Origin of the sequence: Xanthomonas hortorum pv. cynarae, assembly GCF_002939985.1 — a bacterium.
GTDB lineage: Bacteria > Pseudomonadota > Gammaproteobacteria > Xanthomonadales > Xanthomonadaceae > Xanthomonas > Xanthomonas hortorum_D.
Window position 1 is genome coordinate 156494 of record NZ_MDFM01000003.1, and the last position, 17931, is coordinate 174424.

The window sequence follows — 17931 nt, forward strand, 5'->3', positions numbered from 1 at the left end:
AACCGGCGCGCGGCAATCGCACCCCGACTGGCGCCAAGAACGTCGATCTGCGCTGCTGCGATCACACCCTTGGCGGCGACAGGCATGCCGCCCGGACCGCCGCCCTAGATACCGCGCGCTACGCGGAAACCGATGCGCGCGCTGGTGCTATCGGAGTCCTGCGACTGCCGCCAGGCCGCGCGCGTCTGCTGCGGAGAATTGGCCCAGCTGCCGCCGCGGATCATGCGCTGCCGGCAACCGGGGTTGAACCACGCCGCACCGTCGGCCGGCGCGCGGCGGTAGCTGGCATGCCAGCAGTCGGCCACCCACTCGCTCAGGTTGCCGCCCATGTCGTGCAGGCCCCAGGCGTTGGCGCGAAAGCTGCCCACCGGCGCCGGCCCCCAGAAACCGTCGCCATAGCCGACAAAGCCATTGTTCCAGTGCCGGCCACTGCGCGAGACATCGTTGCCGCCGGTGAAATTACCCGCATCCAGCGGCGGCGAGCCGGCATTGCCCCACGGATAACGCCCGGTGGTGCCGGCGCGCACCGCGTATTCGAACTCGGCCTCGCTGGGCACGTGGTAATGGCGGCCGGTCTGTTCCGATAGCCAGCTCGCATAGGCTTCGGCGTCGCGGATGCTGACGTGCATCACCGGGCTGTTGGGTGCGGCCTGCGCGCCGTTGTAGTCGGATTGCCAATCCACCCCGCTGCGGCGGATGAAGTTGCCGCTGCGCTCGTCGTACACCACCGAATGCCCGCGTCGGGTGGCACGCGGGCGTGCGCCGGTCGCCTCGATGAATTGACGAAACTCGGCGACGGTCACTTCAGTGATCGACAGCGCAAAGCCGCGCGCGAAGCGCACGTAATGCGCGGGGCGCTCGTTGTCGGACGCCCCCGGCTCGGCGTCGCCTGCACCCATCTGAAACGCGCCATGCGGCACCACGATCATCTGCGGCCCACGCCCACCCACTTTGAGCCCATCGGTGAACACCTGCCCGGGGCGAAAACTGCCGTAATGAGTGGCCAGTTCCAGACGACGACGCAGATCGCCGGCCACCGGGTCGCCCGGGTCGGCGATGCGCAACACTTCGGCCAATTTCTCGCCGGCCGGCTTGAGCCCCCGCGGCGAGTTCAGATCGTGCAGGCCGGCATCGTGCAAGGCGGCGATCTGTGCGTGGCGCATGCGCTCCACGCGTGCCCGTGCATCGGCAATGGTCGGCGCGCGCTCGCGCACCTGCCCGGCCATCTGCAACCAGTAACGCGCAGCGATGAAATCGCCTGCCTCGGCAGCCTGCTCGGCACGTGCCAGCAAGCCGCTTTCCACGGCCGCAAGTCCCTGCCGCGTGCGTGGGTTGTCGGGGTCCAGCCGGGCCGCATCGCGAAAATTCACCAGCGCGCCATTGCCGTCTTCGCCCAGCCGCCCACCGCGCAGATCTTCTTCGCCGGCACGGTTGAAGCCGAGCACGCGCTGCGCGGTTTCCACCGCACTCTGCAGCGCGCGCACCTTGGGATCCTGCGGCGCCAGCGCCAGGGCCACGATGGCCAGCTCACGCGCCTGCTCGAGCGCATCGTCCTGGCGCTCGGTCTGTTCGATCAAGTCCTCGCCGCGCTCGATCAGCCGGCGCCGCGCCTGCTCCAGCCCGCGACGGCTGGCCGCATCCTTGCCGTCGGCACGTTGCTGGATCGCCAGATACAACGGGATCGCATCGTCGGCACTGCCAAACAGCCGATCTTCCTGCAAGGCCTGGTCGGCACGCTTGCGCGCCTGCGCCAAAGGTTCGTCGCCCAGGTCCACTGCCGGCGGTTGCCATTGCGCCACGGTCTCGGCGGATTCTTCGCCACTGATCGAGACATTCGGCTTGCTCGGCACCGCAGCTGCGGCTGCAGGTTGTGGCGCAGCGGCAGGTGCTGGCGTGGGTGCACGCGAACAGGCGCACAGGCTTAACGCGACCAGTCCCCACGCTGCCATCCGGTTACCGCACTCACCCACCACCTGCTCCTTCCAGTGCTCTGCCGCACGACAGGCGATCGCGACGTTAGGCTATTCTGCGCGTTCTGCGCAAACCCTCGCTGTCGACGGAAATCACGTGCCCCATTGGATCACCCACCCCTCCGAGCTGACGCAACGCCTGCACGCAGCGCGTCCGTCCCGCATTGGCCTGGACACCGAATTCATTCGCGAACGCACCTACTGGCCGCAACTGGCGCTGGTGCAGATGGCCATCGGCGAGGAGATCCTGCTGATCGACCCGCTGATTCCGGGCATGAACGCGGCGCTCGGAGAATGGTTGACCGCCACCGATATCGTCAAGGTGATGCATAGCGCCAGCGAAGATCTGGTCACCTTCAAATGCGCCTGCGGGGTGTTGCCGCGGCCGTTGTTCGATACCCAGATCGCTGCTGCGCTGGCCGGTGTGGGCGGTGGCATGGGCTATCAGAAGCTGGTGCAGGAAGTGACCGGCACCTTGCTGACCAAGGGCGAGACGCGCTCGGACTGGATGCGCCGCCCGCTCTCGCCCGCGCAGCTCGAATACGCCGCCGACGATGTGCGCTATCTGTTTGCGATCCATGACGAACTCAGCCGCCGTCTGACCGAGCAGGATCGCCTGGGCTGGCTGGCCGAAGATGCCGAGCGCCTGCTCGCCACGGTGGAGCACGACGATGGCGAGCGTTGGCCGCATGTGAGCCTGCGCACCGCGCAATTTTTGGAACCTGCCGCGCAGCGTCGGCTGCTGCGGCTGCTGCGCTGGCGCGATCTGCAGGCGCGTCAGAGCGACCGCCCACGCAGCTGGATCCTGGACAACGAACTGGCCAGCCAGCTGGCACGTTTTCCGCCCGACGATCTGGACGCACTGCTGCGCCAGTTCGACAAATTCCCCAAGGCACCGCGCAAGCTCGCGGCCGCAGTGTGGGAAGCGCTCAACACGCCGCTGCCGGACGAGGACCATGCGCCGCTGGCGCAGGCCGCCACCGACGGCAACAAGGCGGTGCTCAAGCGTCTGCAGGACGCGGTGGCGCAGCGCAGCCGCGAACTGGGCCTGCCGGACGGCATCCTGGCCTCGCGCCGGCACCTGGAGAGCCTGATCGAACAACACAGCTGGCCTGCCCCGCTGGGCCAATGGCGCCGCGAGGTGCTGGAGGCGCAAGTGCTGCCGCTGCTGGATGACGCTACCGCGCGGTGATCGCAGTAAGGTATCGCTCGCTGTATGGTGACGGCCAGGTTTGCTGCATGGGCAGCCCCTGGACGGCACCTGTCGCGGTACTGCAAAAAGCGACCGCACAGGCCCGGCGACAGGGGTTTCACACCCTGAGCAGGCACCCGCGCAGCTAACGGCCGCCGACAGGCCGCATGCCATAATGACGCGCGCCCTCTGGGCGGCGTCTCCACTACTTTTTTATTCCGAGGCTATACCTCTGTGAGCAATACCACTTCGAAACTGGATTCCATCGCACAAGCCAAAGCCAAGCTGCTGGAGGAACTGCAGAAGCTGGAAGAACAGGAGAAGACCGAGCGCGCAAGCGAAGCATCGTCTGCGCATGCCACCATCGTCTCGCTGCTCGAACAGTTCGCCGGCCACTTCAACACCAAGCAGCGCAACGATATCGCCGGTTACCTGGGCGCCGGCACCGCACGCAAGGAAGTGGTCAAGAGCGGTCGTAGCGAAGTCAAGCCGAAGTACGAACTGCCACACACCGGCGAAACCTGGTCCGGACGCGGCCGCACGCCCAAGGCCTTCGCTGCATGGGAAGGCTCGGTGTCGTACAAGGAATGGAAGGCCAAGAACCCGGACCTCAAGTTCCCGTTGATCGGCGAGTGATTGCAGCGCGTCATTGACCCGGATCGCATCTTTGACGGTGCGGTACGACACCTCAAGCCAGCCCTTGGCGAACCGCGCGGCATATGGTTAGAATCCAGAGCACGTGGGGCGGTAGCTCAGCTGGGAGAGCGTCGCGTTCGCATCGCGAAGGTCGAGGGTTCGATCCCCTTCCGCTCCACCATTGATTTTCAAAGAATCCTCGGCAACCACTGGTTGCCGGGGATTTTTTGTTTGTCGCGGGCTGGCGGCATTCGGGTTACTCACTCCGCGCCGACCTGGGCTTTTGAGCGTGCGCAGCCGTGACAACGGAACCATGCCGCCAGGATCACACCGCGCGCGCTAACGTCCGTTTCTTCATCGACCCTGGAGACGCACGCCATGAGCAATGAGCAGAAACAGCCCGACAACGTCACAGAGAATCAGCATGGCGCTGCCGAAAGCCAGCAGGACCGTCAGCACGATGAGGCCGCCAAGCAGCGCCCGGGCCAGAAGGACTTGCAGATCGACAAAGAAAACAACCGCCGTCCGCACGGCAACGCCGGTCAGGGCGAGTGATGCGTCCGCGCAGCGGCTCCTGTGGCAAGATCTAGGCACGCGCTCGCCGCTAGGGTGGCTGGCGCGCTGGTTCCAACAGTCAGGCGATGGCTCGGTTGTACCGGCCATCGCCGTGCTCGCACCTTGTCTTTCATCGCCTGACGGCGCCCTGTCCTGGTGGTCATTTGCATGCAGAATCCCGACGCGCCCGCGTTGAGCCTGAACCACGCGACACTGTTGCCAGGCGGCATCAATGCGACCTTCGGCGCGCGCATGCCGGCCAATGAAGACGATCGCCTGGCCGCACTGCACGATTACCAGATCCTGGATACCGCGCCCGAGCCCAGCTACGACGAATTCACCGCGATCGCTGCGGCAGTGTGCCGGACGCCAATGGCGCTGATTTCGCTGATCGACACGCAACGCCAGTGGTTCAAATCCAGGATCGGCATGCAGCCGCGCGAAACGCCGCGCGATCTGTCGTTCTGCGCGCACGCCATTCTCGAACCCGATCAGGTGATGGAAGTCGGTGACACCCATCTGGACGCGCGTTTTGTCGACAATGCACTGGTCACCGGCGAACCGCAGATCCGCTTCTATGCAGGTGCCCCGCTGCTGACCTCCGACGGTATCGCGCTGGGGACCCTGTGCGTGCTGGACCGCACGCCGCGGCGCCTGTCGGTGGCCGAACGCGATGCGCTGAAGGCGCTGGCGCGGCAAGTGGTCACTACCATCGAGTTGCGCCACGCAGCCAAGCTGGTCGAGCTGGACGCGCTGCGCGACGAACTCACCGGCTTGTGGAATCGCGCCGGTCTGGAGCGCGCAGTGCACGCGCTTGCAGACGCGCCGAGTGCTTCGGCTGAGCTATCGCTCGGCTTTCTGCTGATCGATCTGGATGGCTTCAAACGGCAGAAATTGCAGGCCGGCGCGGCTGCAGCGGATGCAACACTGGTCAAGGCCGCAAGCATGATCGAAGCACAGCTGCCGCCTACCGCAAGTGTGGCCCGATTGAATTCGGATCAGCTGTGTGTGGCATTGCCGTCGACGTCGGCGCAGGTCGCTGTGGAAACCGCCGAACGGATCCGCGCGGCAATCGAAACGGCTACCTGGCCGAATGCTCCGTTGACGGTCAGCATCGGGCTGGTGGATGCACCTGCCTGCGATTTGCACGACACCAACGCCTTGCTGGCGCGCGCGCGGCATGCATTGCAGATCGCGGTACGCAGCGGACGCAACCGCGTGCATCGCTTCGCTGGTTGGTATCTGCAGGATTGATTGGTAGCGCTCGCGCCAGATGCCTGGTTCAGGCGTCTGGCGAGGCTGCAGCTTAGGCGACCAGTGCATCGGCAGTGCCGGCAATCTCCTCGACATGCAGCACCTGCTCCATCTCCAGCAACACCACAAAGCGCTCGCCGACCTTGCCCATGCCGCGTAGCAGATCGCGGCGGATATGCGTACCAAACGAGGGCGCGGCTTCGATGTCCTGATCGGCCAGTTCGATCACCGCGTTGACCGCATCGACCAACACTCCGATCACCTGCGGTCCCTGTGCCTGTTCGGTGGCCAGGATCACGATGCAGCTGCGTTTGCCGATGGCGCTGTCGGCACGCCCCAGCCGCGATTGCAGGTCCACCACCGGCACCACCGCACCGCGCAGATTGATCACCCCGCGCACGCAGGCCGGCATCGACGGCACCGGCGTGGGGGCGCGGTACTGGATGATTTCGCGAATGCCGAGAATGCTGATGGCGAAGGTTTCGCCGGCCAGTTGAAAGGTCAGGTACTGGGCCGCCGCATCGGCATCGCCAGGCATCACATCGGGGGTCTGTGCAGTCATCGATCGGTCTCTCAGAAGCGGGCGAACTGGCCTTCGTCCGGGCCCTCGGACATGGAGTAGGCCGGCGCTGCAGTGCTGCGCCAACCACGTGCAGCTGCGACGCGTGCCGGACGTGCGGCGACCGCCTTGCCACGCTTGGGCGGCGTACTCGCAGGCCCCTGCCCGCCCAGGCGGAAGAACGCCATGCTCTGCTGCAGTTGTTCGGCCTGCGCGCTCATCTCTTCGGCAGTGGCGGCCAGTTCTTCGGACGCGCTGGCATTCTGCTGGGTGGTCTGACTGAGCTGCACCACCGCCGAGTTGATCTGACTGACGCCGGAAGATTGCTCTTCGGAGGCGGCAGAAATCTCCTGCACCAGATCCGAGGTGCGTTTGATGCTGGGCACGATGGTGTCCAGCAAACGCCCTGCGCGATCGGCCAATTCCACGCTGGAACTTGCCACTTCGCCGATCTCCTGCGCGGCCACCTGGCTGCGTTCGGCCAGCTTGCGCACCTCGGCGGCGACCACGGCAAAGCCCTTGCCATGTTCGCCGGCGCGTGCCGCTTCGATCGCCGCGTTGAGCGCGAGCAGATTGGTCTGATAGGCGATGTCGTCGATGATGCCGATCTTCTGCGCGATCTGCTTCATCGCCTGGGTGGTGGCGACCACTGCTTCGCCACCTTCGATGGTTTCTTTCGCGGCCTGGGTGGCCATGCCATCGGTGATGCGCGCGTTCTCGGTGTTCTGGCTGATCGATGCGGTCATCTGTTCCAGCGAGGCGCTGGTTTCTTCCACACCGGCGGCCTGTTCACTGGCGGCCTGCGACAGGCTCAGCGCAGTGGCACTGACTTCTTCCGATGCACTGGCCAGGGTCTCGGCACTGGTATTGACCTCGCCGACCACCTGCGACAGCTTCTGCACCATGGTGCGCATGGCTTCGAGCAACTGCGCGGTTTCATCGCGGCCCTGCACCTCGATACGCATGCTCAGATCGCCTTCCGACAGTCCATTGGCAACCGCCACTGCACGGCGGATCGGGCCGGTGACGCTACGGCTGATCACCACACCTAATATCGCGCCAAGCAGCACACCTCCACAAATGATGGCGATCAGCAGTTTCGAAGCGCGTGCATGGATAGCACCGGTTTCCGCATTGGCCGATGCCGCGCTGCGCTCGCGCAGGCTGCTCAGATCGGTCATCAGGTTGTCGACTTCATCCGAACTGGCGCGCACGGCGCGCGACAGCGCCGCCAATTCCGGATTGGTTTCGCGCAAGGCCTCGCGGTTGGCGACTTCGATAAAGCGGCCGCGCTCGTCCAGATACTTTTGCCAGGCGCGATCGAACTGCGCCAGCTTGGTCTTGCCCTCTTCGGTTTCGAAACTGCCACGCGCACGGGTGATGTGATCGACCACCCTGGCGGTGTACTTGTCGATGCTCTGCACATGCGACTGGCGTTCTTCGGCGCTGCTGGCCAACAACAGATTGGCACGTGCGCGGCCGGCATAGATGAGGTTGATGTTGGCCTCTTTCACGTTCGACAAGCCCAGTAATTCGCGCTCGTACAGCGAGCTCGACAGGTCACTGATACGACCGGAGTTGGAATAGCCCACCCAGCCGATGCATGCGCCGATCGCCGAGACGATCAGGAACGCCACGATCAGCCTGGTTCCGATTCTGAAGTTGCCTAACATTGGAAAGTTCTCTTGAGGATGGTGCGCGCGACAAGCGCTGCAAGGACAAGCGATGGCGTGCTGCGAGGTAGCGATCACGACGACGCGGCGTTTCTAAACCGTTCGTTAATGGCTATCGGCGCCAGCAAAACGCGCTTGAGATGCGGGCATTGCCGCGATGCCTATTCAGGCAGTCGGATGTGCGCTTTTGTGACCGGTCATGCGCTCGCAATAGCCCACATTCGGAAAAATCCTACCCGCGATTCGCGCGTTGTCCGGGACAGTCCCGAGGGACACCCGCAGCGACATCACGCCCGCGCCGCTAGGCTGCGTGCATGTCGCCTCGACCACTCCCGCGCACGTTTTACGATCACGACGCACGCAGCGTCGCACCGCAATTGCTCAACAAGGTACTGGTCAGTGCGGACGGACGACGCGGGCGCATTACCGAGGTCGAGGCGTATTGCGGCAGCGAAGATCCGGCAGCGCATTCGTTCCGCGGCATGACTCCACGCACGCAGGTGATGTTCGGTGCGCCCGGGCATCTGTATGTGTCTCATCTACGGCATGCATTGGGCGATCAACGCGGTGTGCGGCGGCGCGCCTGGCCATGCGGTGCTGATTCGCGCGCTCGAGTCGCTGGTCGGGATCGCCTTCATGCAGGCTGCACGTAACGCTGCCCCGCTCAAGACCTTGACCACCGGCCCCGGTCGCCTGGCCCAGGCATTCGGCGTCACGGCTGCCGATAACGGGCTGGATCTGACCAGCGCAAGCGCGCGGCTATGGATCGAAGACGATGGCCTGCCGCCACCATCGATCCCGCTGACGACGCCGCGCATCGGCATCCGCAAGGCGATGGATGCGCCGTGGCGCTGGCTGGTCCCCGATAGCCGCTATTTGTCGCGTCCGCTTCCGCGCGTGACCGGCGCGCGCGCGGTGCTGCCGGGCGACTGAGCCAGCCATTGCTCCATCGGCGTCTGCTCGGCAGCGCCAGGGCCACGTTGCAGCAAGCGCAGTGCCTGTTCGGCTTGCTCAGCGGTGAGTTCCTGCAGCGGCTGGAAGCGATCTGCCGCCCACACCGCCACCGGCAGGCCATCGAGATAAGCCACGCGATTGCCCGGCACGCGCGCGATGCGCTCACCCGGCAGGAGACTGCCGAGCAGATTGCTGGGGTCGCTCGCACTCACGCACACCCACTGCCCTTGCAGCGGCTGCGCACGCACCCGGCGCAACGCGGCAATCGCGTCCGGCAACGCGAATTGTTCGCCAGACAGGCCCCCTATAAAGCGACCACCCCGGATCTCGCCGCGCGCTTCCAGCCGTTGATACATGCGCAGCAATTCGCGCCACGGCGGCAACCATGCAGCCTCACGTTCGAGCAGCCGCCAACACACCACGCCATAACGACGCAGCAGCGTGCGCGCAACGTGTTCGAGGGTTTCCTGATGCCGCTCGCCGGCTTCGGCCAACGGTAATTCCGGCAGCGTGCGCACCGGCGCCCAGCGACCGGCATCGCGAATGCCCAGTGCACTGGCGCGGCGACGTTGGCGCGACAGCGCGCTCGGCCGCTTCGACGCCGGTACCAGCAGCGCACGCAGCCCGGCGTAACTATCGCAATGCGCGCGGCCACGCATCACCAGCTCGCTCAACGCGTCTTCCAACTCGGTGCTCATCAAGCGGGCGGCATCGGCGATCTCATCGAAGAACAACGCGCCTTGCTGCTGCAACACCTCTGCCACGCGCTGCGCGCGCGAGCCCAACGGTGCGTCATCGACACCCCGTGCCAGGCTGCTCCAGCGCTGCGCTTCGCGACGCGGCAATAACACGATGGGTGTTGCGCGCAACGCGGCGCCGCTGCGGCCGCCGCCGGGACGCAGCCGTGCCCACACGGTGCGCCCGGCCGTGCACAACTCGTCCAGCCACGCCGGTTGGTAGTCGCGTACGCGCGCAGGTAGCAGCTCGCTCTCCCACAGCAGCGCGGGCGCTTCGAAGCCTTCCAGCTGCCCGACAACACCGGCCAAAGCATCCGGCCCGGCCACACGGCTGGCGCTGTCGAGGTGCTGCCACTCGAACAGAAAGCGCGCGTAATCGCGTTGCGACACCGGTTCGATCTCGCGGCGCAAGCGCCCCAGGGTGTAGCGATGGATGCGCGCCAACAGATGGCGTTCGCACCATTCTTCAGCCTGCGCCTGCGCACTGAACTGCCCGGCCATGACATAGCCCTCGCGCTGCAATGCCGCCAGCGCGAGCACGATCTCGGCCTCCGGCAAATGCAGTGCGCCCGCCAATGCCGGCACCTGCGCCGGGCCGATCGCAGACAGGCGCCCGCGCAGCAGTTCGCGCACAGCCCAGTCGCGTTCCCACTCGGCGACACGGCAATCGGCCGGCGCCTGCAACGGCGGTTGTGGCGACGCATCTGGATACAGCGGCATGAACCAGTCGATGCGCTCGGCGCTGATCCATAGCGCGGGCGCACCGTTCACCGCGATACAGCTGGCACGACCATCGGCAGCCAGCGCAGCCAACCAGGCCTGCCATTGCGCATCGGCAGCTTCGTCGCCGGGCAGTACGCCAAGTCCGACCAGCGCTTCGTGCATTTCTTCGGCATCGCGCGGCTGCGGCCAGGCTTCCTCGCACACCGAGGCGATGGCATCGGGATCGAGCCGGCCCAGATCGTCGCTGGTCTGCGGCGTGTAGCGGCGGTTTTGCACCGCCTGGGTGCGGCGCTCTTCCAGTGGCGCGTCGTCCAGAAACGCGTACGGACGCGCGTTCAAGGCTTCGGCCGCCAGCGGCGATGGCGCGGCCAGGTCGCGCGCCGCCACCGTGATCGCACCGGATTCCAGCCCACGCAGCACCTGCAACCAGCCTTCGCTGTCCATGGCCTGATGCAGGCAGTCTTGCAGCGTCTGCGTCACCAACGGATGGTCCGGCACCTGCCGCTCGCCGGCCAGATTCTCCGCGCAGGCCACCTGATCGGGGAACACGCTCGCCAGCAGATCTTCGGACTTCATCCGTTGCAACTGCGGCGCCACCTTGTTGCCGCCAGTGAAGCGCGGCAACGCCATCGCATTGGTCGCATTCCAGCGCCAACGCACGCCGAACAGCGGCGCATCCAGCACCGCCTGGATCAGCACATGCTCGGCCGATGACGAGTGCAGATAACGGCCAACCTCCTCCAATGCAAAACTATGACTGGTGGACAGCGACAGCACGATCGCATCTTCGGTTGCCGCGGCCTGCAGCTCGAAATTGAAGGTACGGCAGAAGCGCTTACGCAACGCCAGCCCCCACGCGCGATTGATGCGGCTGCCATACGGCGAGTGGATCACCAGCTGGGTGCCGCCGCTGGCATCGAAGAAGCGCTCCATCACCAGACATTGCTGGGTCGGCATAGTGCCCAGCGCCGCGCGGGCGTGCGCGAGATAGTCCACCAGTTGGCGCGCGGCTTCGGCGGCCAGACATAACTCGCTGCAGAGCCAATCGCAGGCGGCTTGATGTGGCGCGGAGGCGCGTGGCGTGCTGTCGAGTAGCGCGCCTTCGAACGGCGTGGCATCGAGGGGCATGCTGTCCAGCCGTGTGGCGATCTCGCCACGCAACCGCGACACCGCCGCCGACAATTCATCGCTGCGGCCCGGCGCCTCGCCCAGCCAGAACGGAATGTTCGGCGGCGCGCCCTTGGCATCTTCCACCCGCACGCGGCCCGCATCCACACGCAGGATGCGGTAGCTGGCATTGCCGAGTTGAAATACATCGCCGGTGAGACTTTCGACCGCGAAATCTTCGTTCACCGTGCCGATCTTTTCCGCCTGCGGCTCTAGCACCACGCTGTAATCGCCGGTTTCGGGAATGGTGCCGCCGGAGGTCAGCGCGGTCATGCGCGCGCCACGGCGTGCATGCAGGCGGCGGTGCACCGCATCGCGATGCAGATAACCCGCACGCGGCCCGCGCCGGGTACTGAAGCCCTCGCACAGCATGCCCACCACGCGATCGAACGTCTCCCGGCACAGCTGAGCGAATGGCCACGCGCGGCGCACCAGCGCGAACAGCGCATCTTCCTCCCAGTCCTCGCAGGCGGCCTCGGCCACGAGTTGTTGTGCAAGCACATCGATCGGCGCGAGCGGAATCCGTAGCGCGTCCAGCTCGCCGCGGCGCACGCTATCGAGCAGCGCAGCGCATTCGACCAACTCGTCGCGGGTCTGCGGAAACAGCCGCGCCTTCGGCGTGCCACCGACCGCATGCCCGGCGCGTCCGGCGCGTTGCAGGAACGTGGCGATCGAACGCGGCGAGCCGAGCTGGCAGACCAGATCGACATCGCCGATATCCAGCCCGAGTTCCAGCGATGCGGTGGCCACCAATACGGTCAATTCGCCAGCCTTGAGTCGCTGCTCGGCCAGCAGGCGCGTCTCGCGCGACAGGCTGCCGTGATGTGCGGCCACGCGCTGTTTGCCTAGCAGATCGCCCAGATGCCGCGCGGCCCGCTCGGCCATGCGCCGTGTGTTGACGAATACCAGCGTGGTGCGGTGTTGCTGCGCCAGCGCAGCCACCTCGGCATACACCTGCAGCCACTGGTCGTTGGACATCACCACGCTCAGCGGCGTCGGCGGTAAGGCCAGCGCGAGGTCGCGCGTGCGGGTGTAGCCGATATCCACGATGTCGCACTGCGGTGGAGGTTGCCCGTCTTCGCCGACGCCGACCAGAAATTGCGCGACCGTTTCAATCGGCTTCTGCGTGGCAGACAGCCCGATGCGGGTGATCGGGCGCTCGGCCAATCGTTGCAGGCGCTCCAGCGTCAGGCTCAGATGGCTACCGCGTTTGTCCGCCGCCACCGCATGGATTTCGTCGACGATGACGGTGCGCACGTGCCGCAGCGCGTTGCGCCCGGAGGCCGAGCCCAGCAGCACATACAAGGACTCCGGCGTGGTCACCAGAATATGCGGCGGCACGCGCCGCAGTCTGGCCCGCTCACGCTGCGGTGTGTCGCCGGTACGCACCGCCGTGCGCACTGCCACATCCGGCAAACCGCTTGCGCGCAGGGCTGCGCGGATGCCTTGCAGCGGGGCGTCCAGATTGAGATGGATGTCGTTGGACAGCGCCTTCAGCGGCGACACGTAGACCACGCGGGTTTCGTCCGGCAATGCGCCGCCGTTGGCCAGACCATCGCGGATCAGCGCATCGATGGCGGCGAAGAACGCGGTCAGCGTCTTGCCCGAACCGGTCGGCGCAGCCACCAGCGTGTGCCGCCCGGCCTGGATCGACGGCCAAGCGGCAATCTGCGCCGGCGTGGGCGCAGCAAAGGTCCGCGCAAACCACGCAGCGACCACAGGATGAAATTGCTGCAGAACAGGATGCATGGATGGTGCCCAAAGCCGCGACGGCAACCGGCCGCGCGGCAATCGGATTCAACTCGGCAGGACTGCTATGGATGGGGGTGCGGTGCAACGCATGCAAGACTGATGTGGCCTTGGCGGCAATCGATTCAAAGCGCCCCCACCGTGTAGCCGCTCGGCCCGCCCAACCAATGCCCGACATTGAGGCTGTCGGCCCCAGCATGGCGGGCGGGTGGCCGGTTTGAGGCTCAGCCCCATGCCGTAAGACGCGAGCGAGCCCGGCACGTGCGTGCTCCCTTCATAGCGGGCATGCCGGATGATGCGTTGCCGGTGTGCACTGGACTGGCGTCACGCCCTTGTTGCTCTACCATCGGTTTAGGTTCACCAGCATCCCGCAAGGGATAATCAAAGGTCCAGCACAGGTCCGCTATTTATCGTGGTTGGTGCATGTGAATTTGACTAGCCCGAAATATCTGAACCAACTTTTTCCCGAAGCCAGGCGTTTTCCGCCTTCTGCTTGCGATCCAAAAAGTCTGAAGCAAGCTCATTATACTTTATCGACTCAGCCACATGCGCGTCATCGCCGGGCGGCACGTCCAGCTCATAGAACGCATCATTATTGAACGACTCCATCAATGCCTCGTATTCAGCGGCATACAATTGCTTGACCCCCGCTCTCCACGTCTCGTTAGCCAACAGAAAATCACCGAATGCATCCTTATCCCGTTCGCGCTCGCGAACAGAGCTTGCTAGCGTGGTCAAATCTTCATTGGTCAACGCACTTATCGGCTGGAATATCATCGATGACGGCACGTTCGGCAAATCGAGCTCCTCACTCAACATCACCTTGGCATGCATCATCGTTTCCACCGGCTCATCTTCAAGCGTCTTCAACCTTTGGACAAGCTGCGACTGCCTGAGTGATTGCTCTTCGGTTGGCAACCCACCATTGTCTGCGAGCTGGGCATATTGCCTTAATGCCTCGCCATTGCTTGCGAGCTGGGCATATTCACTTCGACGTTGAATCAAATATTGCATCATCCCGACCACATACTGCACCCCAGGGTCAGTCGGCGCGGCCGGCAGTTGCCCCGCCACGTACCTCGCAAAAATGTCTTGTACCACGGAAGCAAGTTCCCTTGAATCCTCACTGTCTGAAGACCCGGATTGCTCAAGCCTAGCCATCAGCTCGCCGATTCTCGGGTCGAGTGGGGCCAGTAGTTGAAAATTTTCAATCAAGTTTACTAGACCGCTGTGGATATCCGCTACGCAGGCCTGTAGCGCAAGTGCACTTGAGAACTGTTCAAGCTCCGTCGTGCAGGCTTTGATGGAATGTTCGATGAAGCGATGCACTTCCGACTCGAGCGCATCCAGGCGAAACTGCCGGCTCGCCCAAGCCTGCAACCCGGCAGCATTGAGCCTTCCTTGCTTCACGGCTAGTGACATCTGGTGATTACGAACCGTATTGACGATGGCCGAGAATCCGGTTGAAACATTGTCATGGCATGTCCCAAGCGCACTCTCCGCCATTGCAAACACCAGCTTGCGTAATTCAGGATCTGCGGCGACTGCGTTGATCACTTCCGCTCCCAGTTGCAGCACCTCACCCTTTTCAATTTCCGACTGGTGCGCTGTTGCTTCATAGCGCTTCTCGAGAAGCTCGGAAAACTGTCCCGCGTTAGACTCATCATCGAACGCGTGCGCGTTTTCCAGGCACGGCTGGCAGGCCGCTGTCAGCCAATGATCAACCTGCTCCCCGAGAGCCCGCGGCGGCGACTCGTCCGTGCCCCCCAATTGCGAATTCTCGTGGATTTGCAACGCGCGCATGGCCTCGGACCAAGCCACGAAATCAAACGCTTCCGCAGGGGGCGGGGCAGACGCACTGGCACTGCCCTCCGCTTGACTGTGGACCTGTGAAGATGGCTGAGCCCGGGAACGCAACGGAGACCGAGACCGGGAAGAAAGACCGGCAAGCGGACCGGCGCCGGGGTGAGGGGGGGACGCGGATGGGTGCGAAGAATCGGGTACCGCAACGTGATGCTGACCAACCTGATCATCGACCGGCACCCGGCTCGTTGACGGCACGCCGGAGGACGAAGGAATGGGAAGACGTGACATGAGCTCTTTCCCCTTTACACGTGTATTGGCACGATGGCGCCCAGCGAAAAATGCCGGACAGACTGCATTGGTTTGAAGCGTTTTGTCCCTGTCGTGGCTGACCGACTCAGGTTGGCCATGATATTGGACACACACGCTACATCCCGACCCACCGCCGAAGAAACCCTTCCAGCTGCGAAGCGTGCATGGCGCGATGCGTTTTAATGGCGCAGCGGCATCTCGTCGCGAGCGGTGACGCCGGCAAGCCTGTCGTCAACGCTCAGGCGTTCGAGATGGCGCATCGGTGGCTTTCTTGATGTGCGCGCACCTACAACGGTGCCGCGCGAAAAGGCCATTGTGGACCGGCCCGCTGCCATGGCACATTGGCTGCCATGCCCAGTCTCATCCTGTTCATGATTGCCGGCGCAGCGCTGTTCGCGTTCTGGAACTCCTCGCGTGCCGCTGCCGAACGCGCCGACACCCTCGGCCGCAATGCCTGCCGCGCCGCCGATGTGCAGTGGCTGGACCAGAGCGTGCATTCCACCAACATCCGCATCTACCGCAAGCCCAATGGCTGGCTGGGCTTCGAGCGGACGTTCCGGTTCGAGTATTCGCACGATGGCATCGACCGGCATAGTGGCCGCCTGGTGCTGCGCGGCGATCAGCTGATCGCCTTCACCGGACCACAAGTGGCAACGGTGACGCCGTTGAGCCCGGACCATCAGCGTTTGAATTGAGTGTGGCTTGACTGGCTTGCGCAGATCCGAATGCATCTTCTGCGCTTGATCATGCGCCACTGAAGTCTGCTCAGCACTGATCATGCATCGACAGCACCGATGCGTCGATTGCAGCACGCCTGTCCAACGGCACGTCTGTCCATCTGTGCCGCACGCGCACAGTGCGCATCAGTAACCGAAGCGCCTGCCACACATCGAACGCCGGACGCGCAATGCGCGCCCGGACGTCCACTTACTTGACCACACGCAAATGCGGGCGCTTGCCGGCACTCGGCGGCTCGTCCGGCGTAGCCGGGCTCGGTGGCGGCGGTGCACCGGGATCCGGTGGCTCGGTGCTGGTGCCCGGGATGTCGTCCGGCAAGGCCATGCCCTGCCCAGTCTCGCGTGCGTACACCGCCAGCACGGCGGCCATCGGCACCATCACCGGATAGCTGACGCCGCCGAAGCGTGCAGTAAAACGCACGCTTTCGTGGTCGACCTGCAGCCCGACCACGGCGCGCTCGGCGATGTTCAATACGACGCGGCCGTCTTTGACGGCACTGGCAGGCACCTGCACGCCAGGCAAGCCTGCGTCCACCAGAACGTGCGGCGTCATGCCGTTGTCGTTGATCCATTCGACCAAGGCCCGCAACAGGTACGGGCGATGGCTGGTCATGCGGGGGAAATCTTCGCTCATGGCGTCATTTTACCCGCACACGACCCGTAGCGGCGGCGCTACGATCGGACCTCGGTCTGTTGGCATACAGCCCTCGCATCAGCCCGGCATGTCGCGCAGTTTGCGTTCCTGATCGGTGAGGCTACGGATGAAGCCGGGATTGCGGAAGATCCGGTTGCCGTAGTCCTCGATCGCCTTGCCGTCCTTGGGCAGCCCGATTTCCAATGCGTCCAGTCGCCAGATGATCGGCGCCATCGCGCAATCGGCCAGACTCATTTCCGGATTGAGGAAGAATTTGCTGGCCTTGAACAGCGGCACCGAGGCGGTGAGCAGTTCCTTCAGGCGCTTTCGGCCGGCTTCGGCCTGGGTCTTGTTGCCGAGCTGGATGGCCTGCACCTGCGGCACCCAGTCGTGCTCGATCCGCAGCATCGCCAGACGCAGGCGCGCGCGCGACAGCGGGTCGACCGGCATCAGCGGCGGATGCGGATAGCGCTCGTCCAGGTACTCGCTGACCACCGATGCGGCGTACAGCACCAGGTCGCGTTCGACCAGGGTGGGAACCGAGTGATAGGGATTGAGATCGATCAGATCTTCGGGAGGATTTTGTGGGTCGACCGGCACCAGGTCGTAGGTCACCCCTTTCGCCGCCAGGACCAAGCGGACCCGGTGGCACAACACGTCGTCGTTGGACGAAAACAAAGTCAAGGTATTTCGCATACGCACACTCGTCGCCATTCAAGGCTCTCCGACGACCGGAATCCGCCGGCCGCATCGGCGCAGCCGGCCCAACGCCGACCGTCACCACGGTCCTTCGAGTGTGCAATCACGTCACGCAAAAGCCAAGGGTGATAAGGCCTCAAAACACGAACAGGCCATGTTGTCTTGTTGAATGACGGGCGTGCCAGGCGATTACGCATCATCGACAGGTGGGTTTGCGGCTGATCTGCGGGTTTGCGGCAGGGCCCTTGCCCGCCCACCATCGCGCGACACGCCGCAAGTAAGCCCTTGTAGCGTCATCGGCATGTTGGTTCGCGGCTGATCTGCGGATTTGCTGCAGGGCCCTTGCCGGCCCACCATCGCGGGACACGCCGCAAGTACGTCCTTGTAGCGTCATCGGCACGTTGGTTCGCGCCTGATCTGCAGATTTGCTGCAGGGCCCTTGCCCGCCCACCATCGCGGGACACGCCGCAAGTACGTCCGTGTAGGCTCTTACGCGGCATCCATGCCGCGTAAGGTCCCGCGATGGTGGGCGGGCAAGGACCAGTCGAGATGGTCGGTGTGCATGTTTTCAACAAAG

General features: G+C 64.5%; 12 protein-coding genes, 1 tRNA gene and 1 pseudogene. 7 read left to right on the plus strand and 7 right to left on the minus strand.

The genetic code is table 11. The features are described from left to right. Positions 1 to 104 precede the first annotated feature (104 nt). Positions 105 to 1949, minus strand: a complete 1845-nt coding sequence (locus XcyCFBP4188_RS03410; RefSeq protein WP_043911373.1) for a formylglycine-generating enzyme family protein — start codon at positions 1947 to 1949, stop codon at positions 105 to 107. Positions 1950 to 2067: 118 nt separating this feature from the next. Between XcyCFBP4188_RS03410 and rnd the strand changes: the two genes are divergently transcribed. The 5 genes from rnd to XcyCFBP4188_RS03435 all read left to right on the plus strand — a co-directional run bounded on the left by rnd (position 2068) and on the right by XcyCFBP4188_RS03435 (position 5607). After that, positions 2068 to 3162, plus strand: a complete 1095-nt coding sequence (gene rnd / locus XcyCFBP4188_RS03420; RefSeq protein WP_006453237.1) for a ribonuclease D — start codon at positions 2068 to 2070, stop codon at positions 3160 to 3162. Positions 3163 to 3396: 234 nt separating this feature from the next. Further along, on the plus strand, positions 3397 to 3798 hold the full coding sequence (locus tag XcyCFBP4188_RS03425) for an H-NS family nucleoid-associated regulatory protein (RefSeq protein ID WP_006453238.1): 402 nt from the start codon (positions 3397 to 3399) through the stop codon (positions 3796 to 3798). Between the two features lie 105 nt (positions 3799 to 3903). Then, a tRNA-Ala gene (locus XcyCFBP4188_RS03430) sits at positions 3904 to 3979 on the plus strand. 197 nt (positions 3980 to 4176) lie between these two features. Further along, positions 4177 to 4353, plus strand: a complete 177-nt coding sequence (locus XcyCFBP4188_RS23000) for a hypothetical protein (RefSeq protein ID WP_006453239.1) — start codon at positions 4177 to 4179, stop codon at positions 4351 to 4353. A gap of 168 nt (positions 4354 to 4521) precedes the next feature. Continuing rightward, positions 4522 to 5607 carry a GGDEF domain-containing protein gene (locus XcyCFBP4188_RS03435; protein ID WP_104591620.1) on the plus strand — a complete coding sequence of 362 codons (1086 nt, stop codon included), beginning with the start codon at positions 4522 to 4524 and terminating at the stop codon, positions 5605 to 5607. Positions 5608 to 5659: 52 nt separating this feature from the next. Here the strand turns inward: XcyCFBP4188_RS03435 and XcyCFBP4188_RS03440 are convergent, their stop codons facing one another. Both XcyCFBP4188_RS03440 and XcyCFBP4188_RS03445 read right to left on the minus strand, forming a co-directional pair. After that, positions 5660 to 6169, minus strand: a complete 510-nt coding sequence (locus tag XcyCFBP4188_RS03440) for a chemotaxis protein CheW (protein WP_104591621.1) — start codon at positions 6167 to 6169, stop codon at positions 5660 to 5662. Positions 6170 to 6180: 11 nt separating this feature from the next. Beyond that, on the minus strand, positions 6181 to 7839 hold the full coding sequence (locus XcyCFBP4188_RS03445; protein WP_006453242.1) for a methyl-accepting chemotaxis protein: 1659 nt from the start codon (positions 7837 to 7839) through the stop codon (positions 6181 to 6183). Positions 7840 to 8153: 314 nt separating this feature from the next. On the opposite strand from XcyCFBP4188_RS03445, the pseudogene XcyCFBP4188_RS03450 reads away from it, so the two are divergent. Then, positions 8154 to 8772: pseudogene (locus XcyCFBP4188_RS03450) on the plus strand (DNA-3-methyladenine glycosylase). Here XcyCFBP4188_RS03450 and XcyCFBP4188_RS03455 read toward each other — a convergent pair. After that, positions 8712 to 13169, minus strand: a complete 4458-nt coding sequence (locus XcyCFBP4188_RS03455) for a DEAD/DEAH box helicase (protein WP_104591622.1) — start codon at positions 13167 to 13169, stop codon at positions 8712 to 8714. The pseudogene XcyCFBP4188_RS03450 and the gene XcyCFBP4188_RS03455 overlap by 61 nt on opposite strands. Positions 13170 to 13604: 435 nt before the next feature. Then, positions 13605 to 14972: an NEL-type E3 ubiquitin ligase domain-containing protein gene (locus tag XcyCFBP4188_RS03460; protein ID WP_006453244.1), complete on the minus strand. Its 1368-nt coding sequence runs from the start codon at positions 14970 to 14972 to the stop codon at positions 13605 to 13607. 662 nt (positions 14973 to 15634) lie between these two features. On the opposite strand from XcyCFBP4188_RS03460, the gene XcyCFBP4188_RS03465 reads away from it, so the two are divergent. Further along, positions 15635 to 15979 (plus strand): DUF3301 domain-containing protein, encoded by a 345-nt coding sequence (locus XcyCFBP4188_RS03465; protein ID WP_006453245.1) that lies wholly within the window; start codon positions 15635 to 15637, stop codon positions 15977 to 15979. Between the two features lie 232 nt (positions 15980 to 16211). Here the strand turns inward: XcyCFBP4188_RS03465 and XcyCFBP4188_RS03470 are convergent, their stop codons facing one another. Beyond that, entirely contained in the window at positions 16212 to 16655 is a 444-nt protein-coding gene (locus tag XcyCFBP4188_RS03470) for a ClpXP protease specificity-enhancing factor (RefSeq protein WP_006453246.1), read from the minus strand. Between the two features lie 78 nt (positions 16656 to 16733). Then, the gene (locus XcyCFBP4188_RS03475; protein WP_006453247.1) at positions 16734 to 17369 is read right to left on the minus strand and encodes a glutathione S-transferase N-terminal domain-containing protein; all 636 of its coding nucleotides are present in this window, start codon (positions 17367 to 17369) and stop codon (positions 16734 to 16736) included. Positions 17370 to 17931 lie beyond the last annotated feature (562 nt).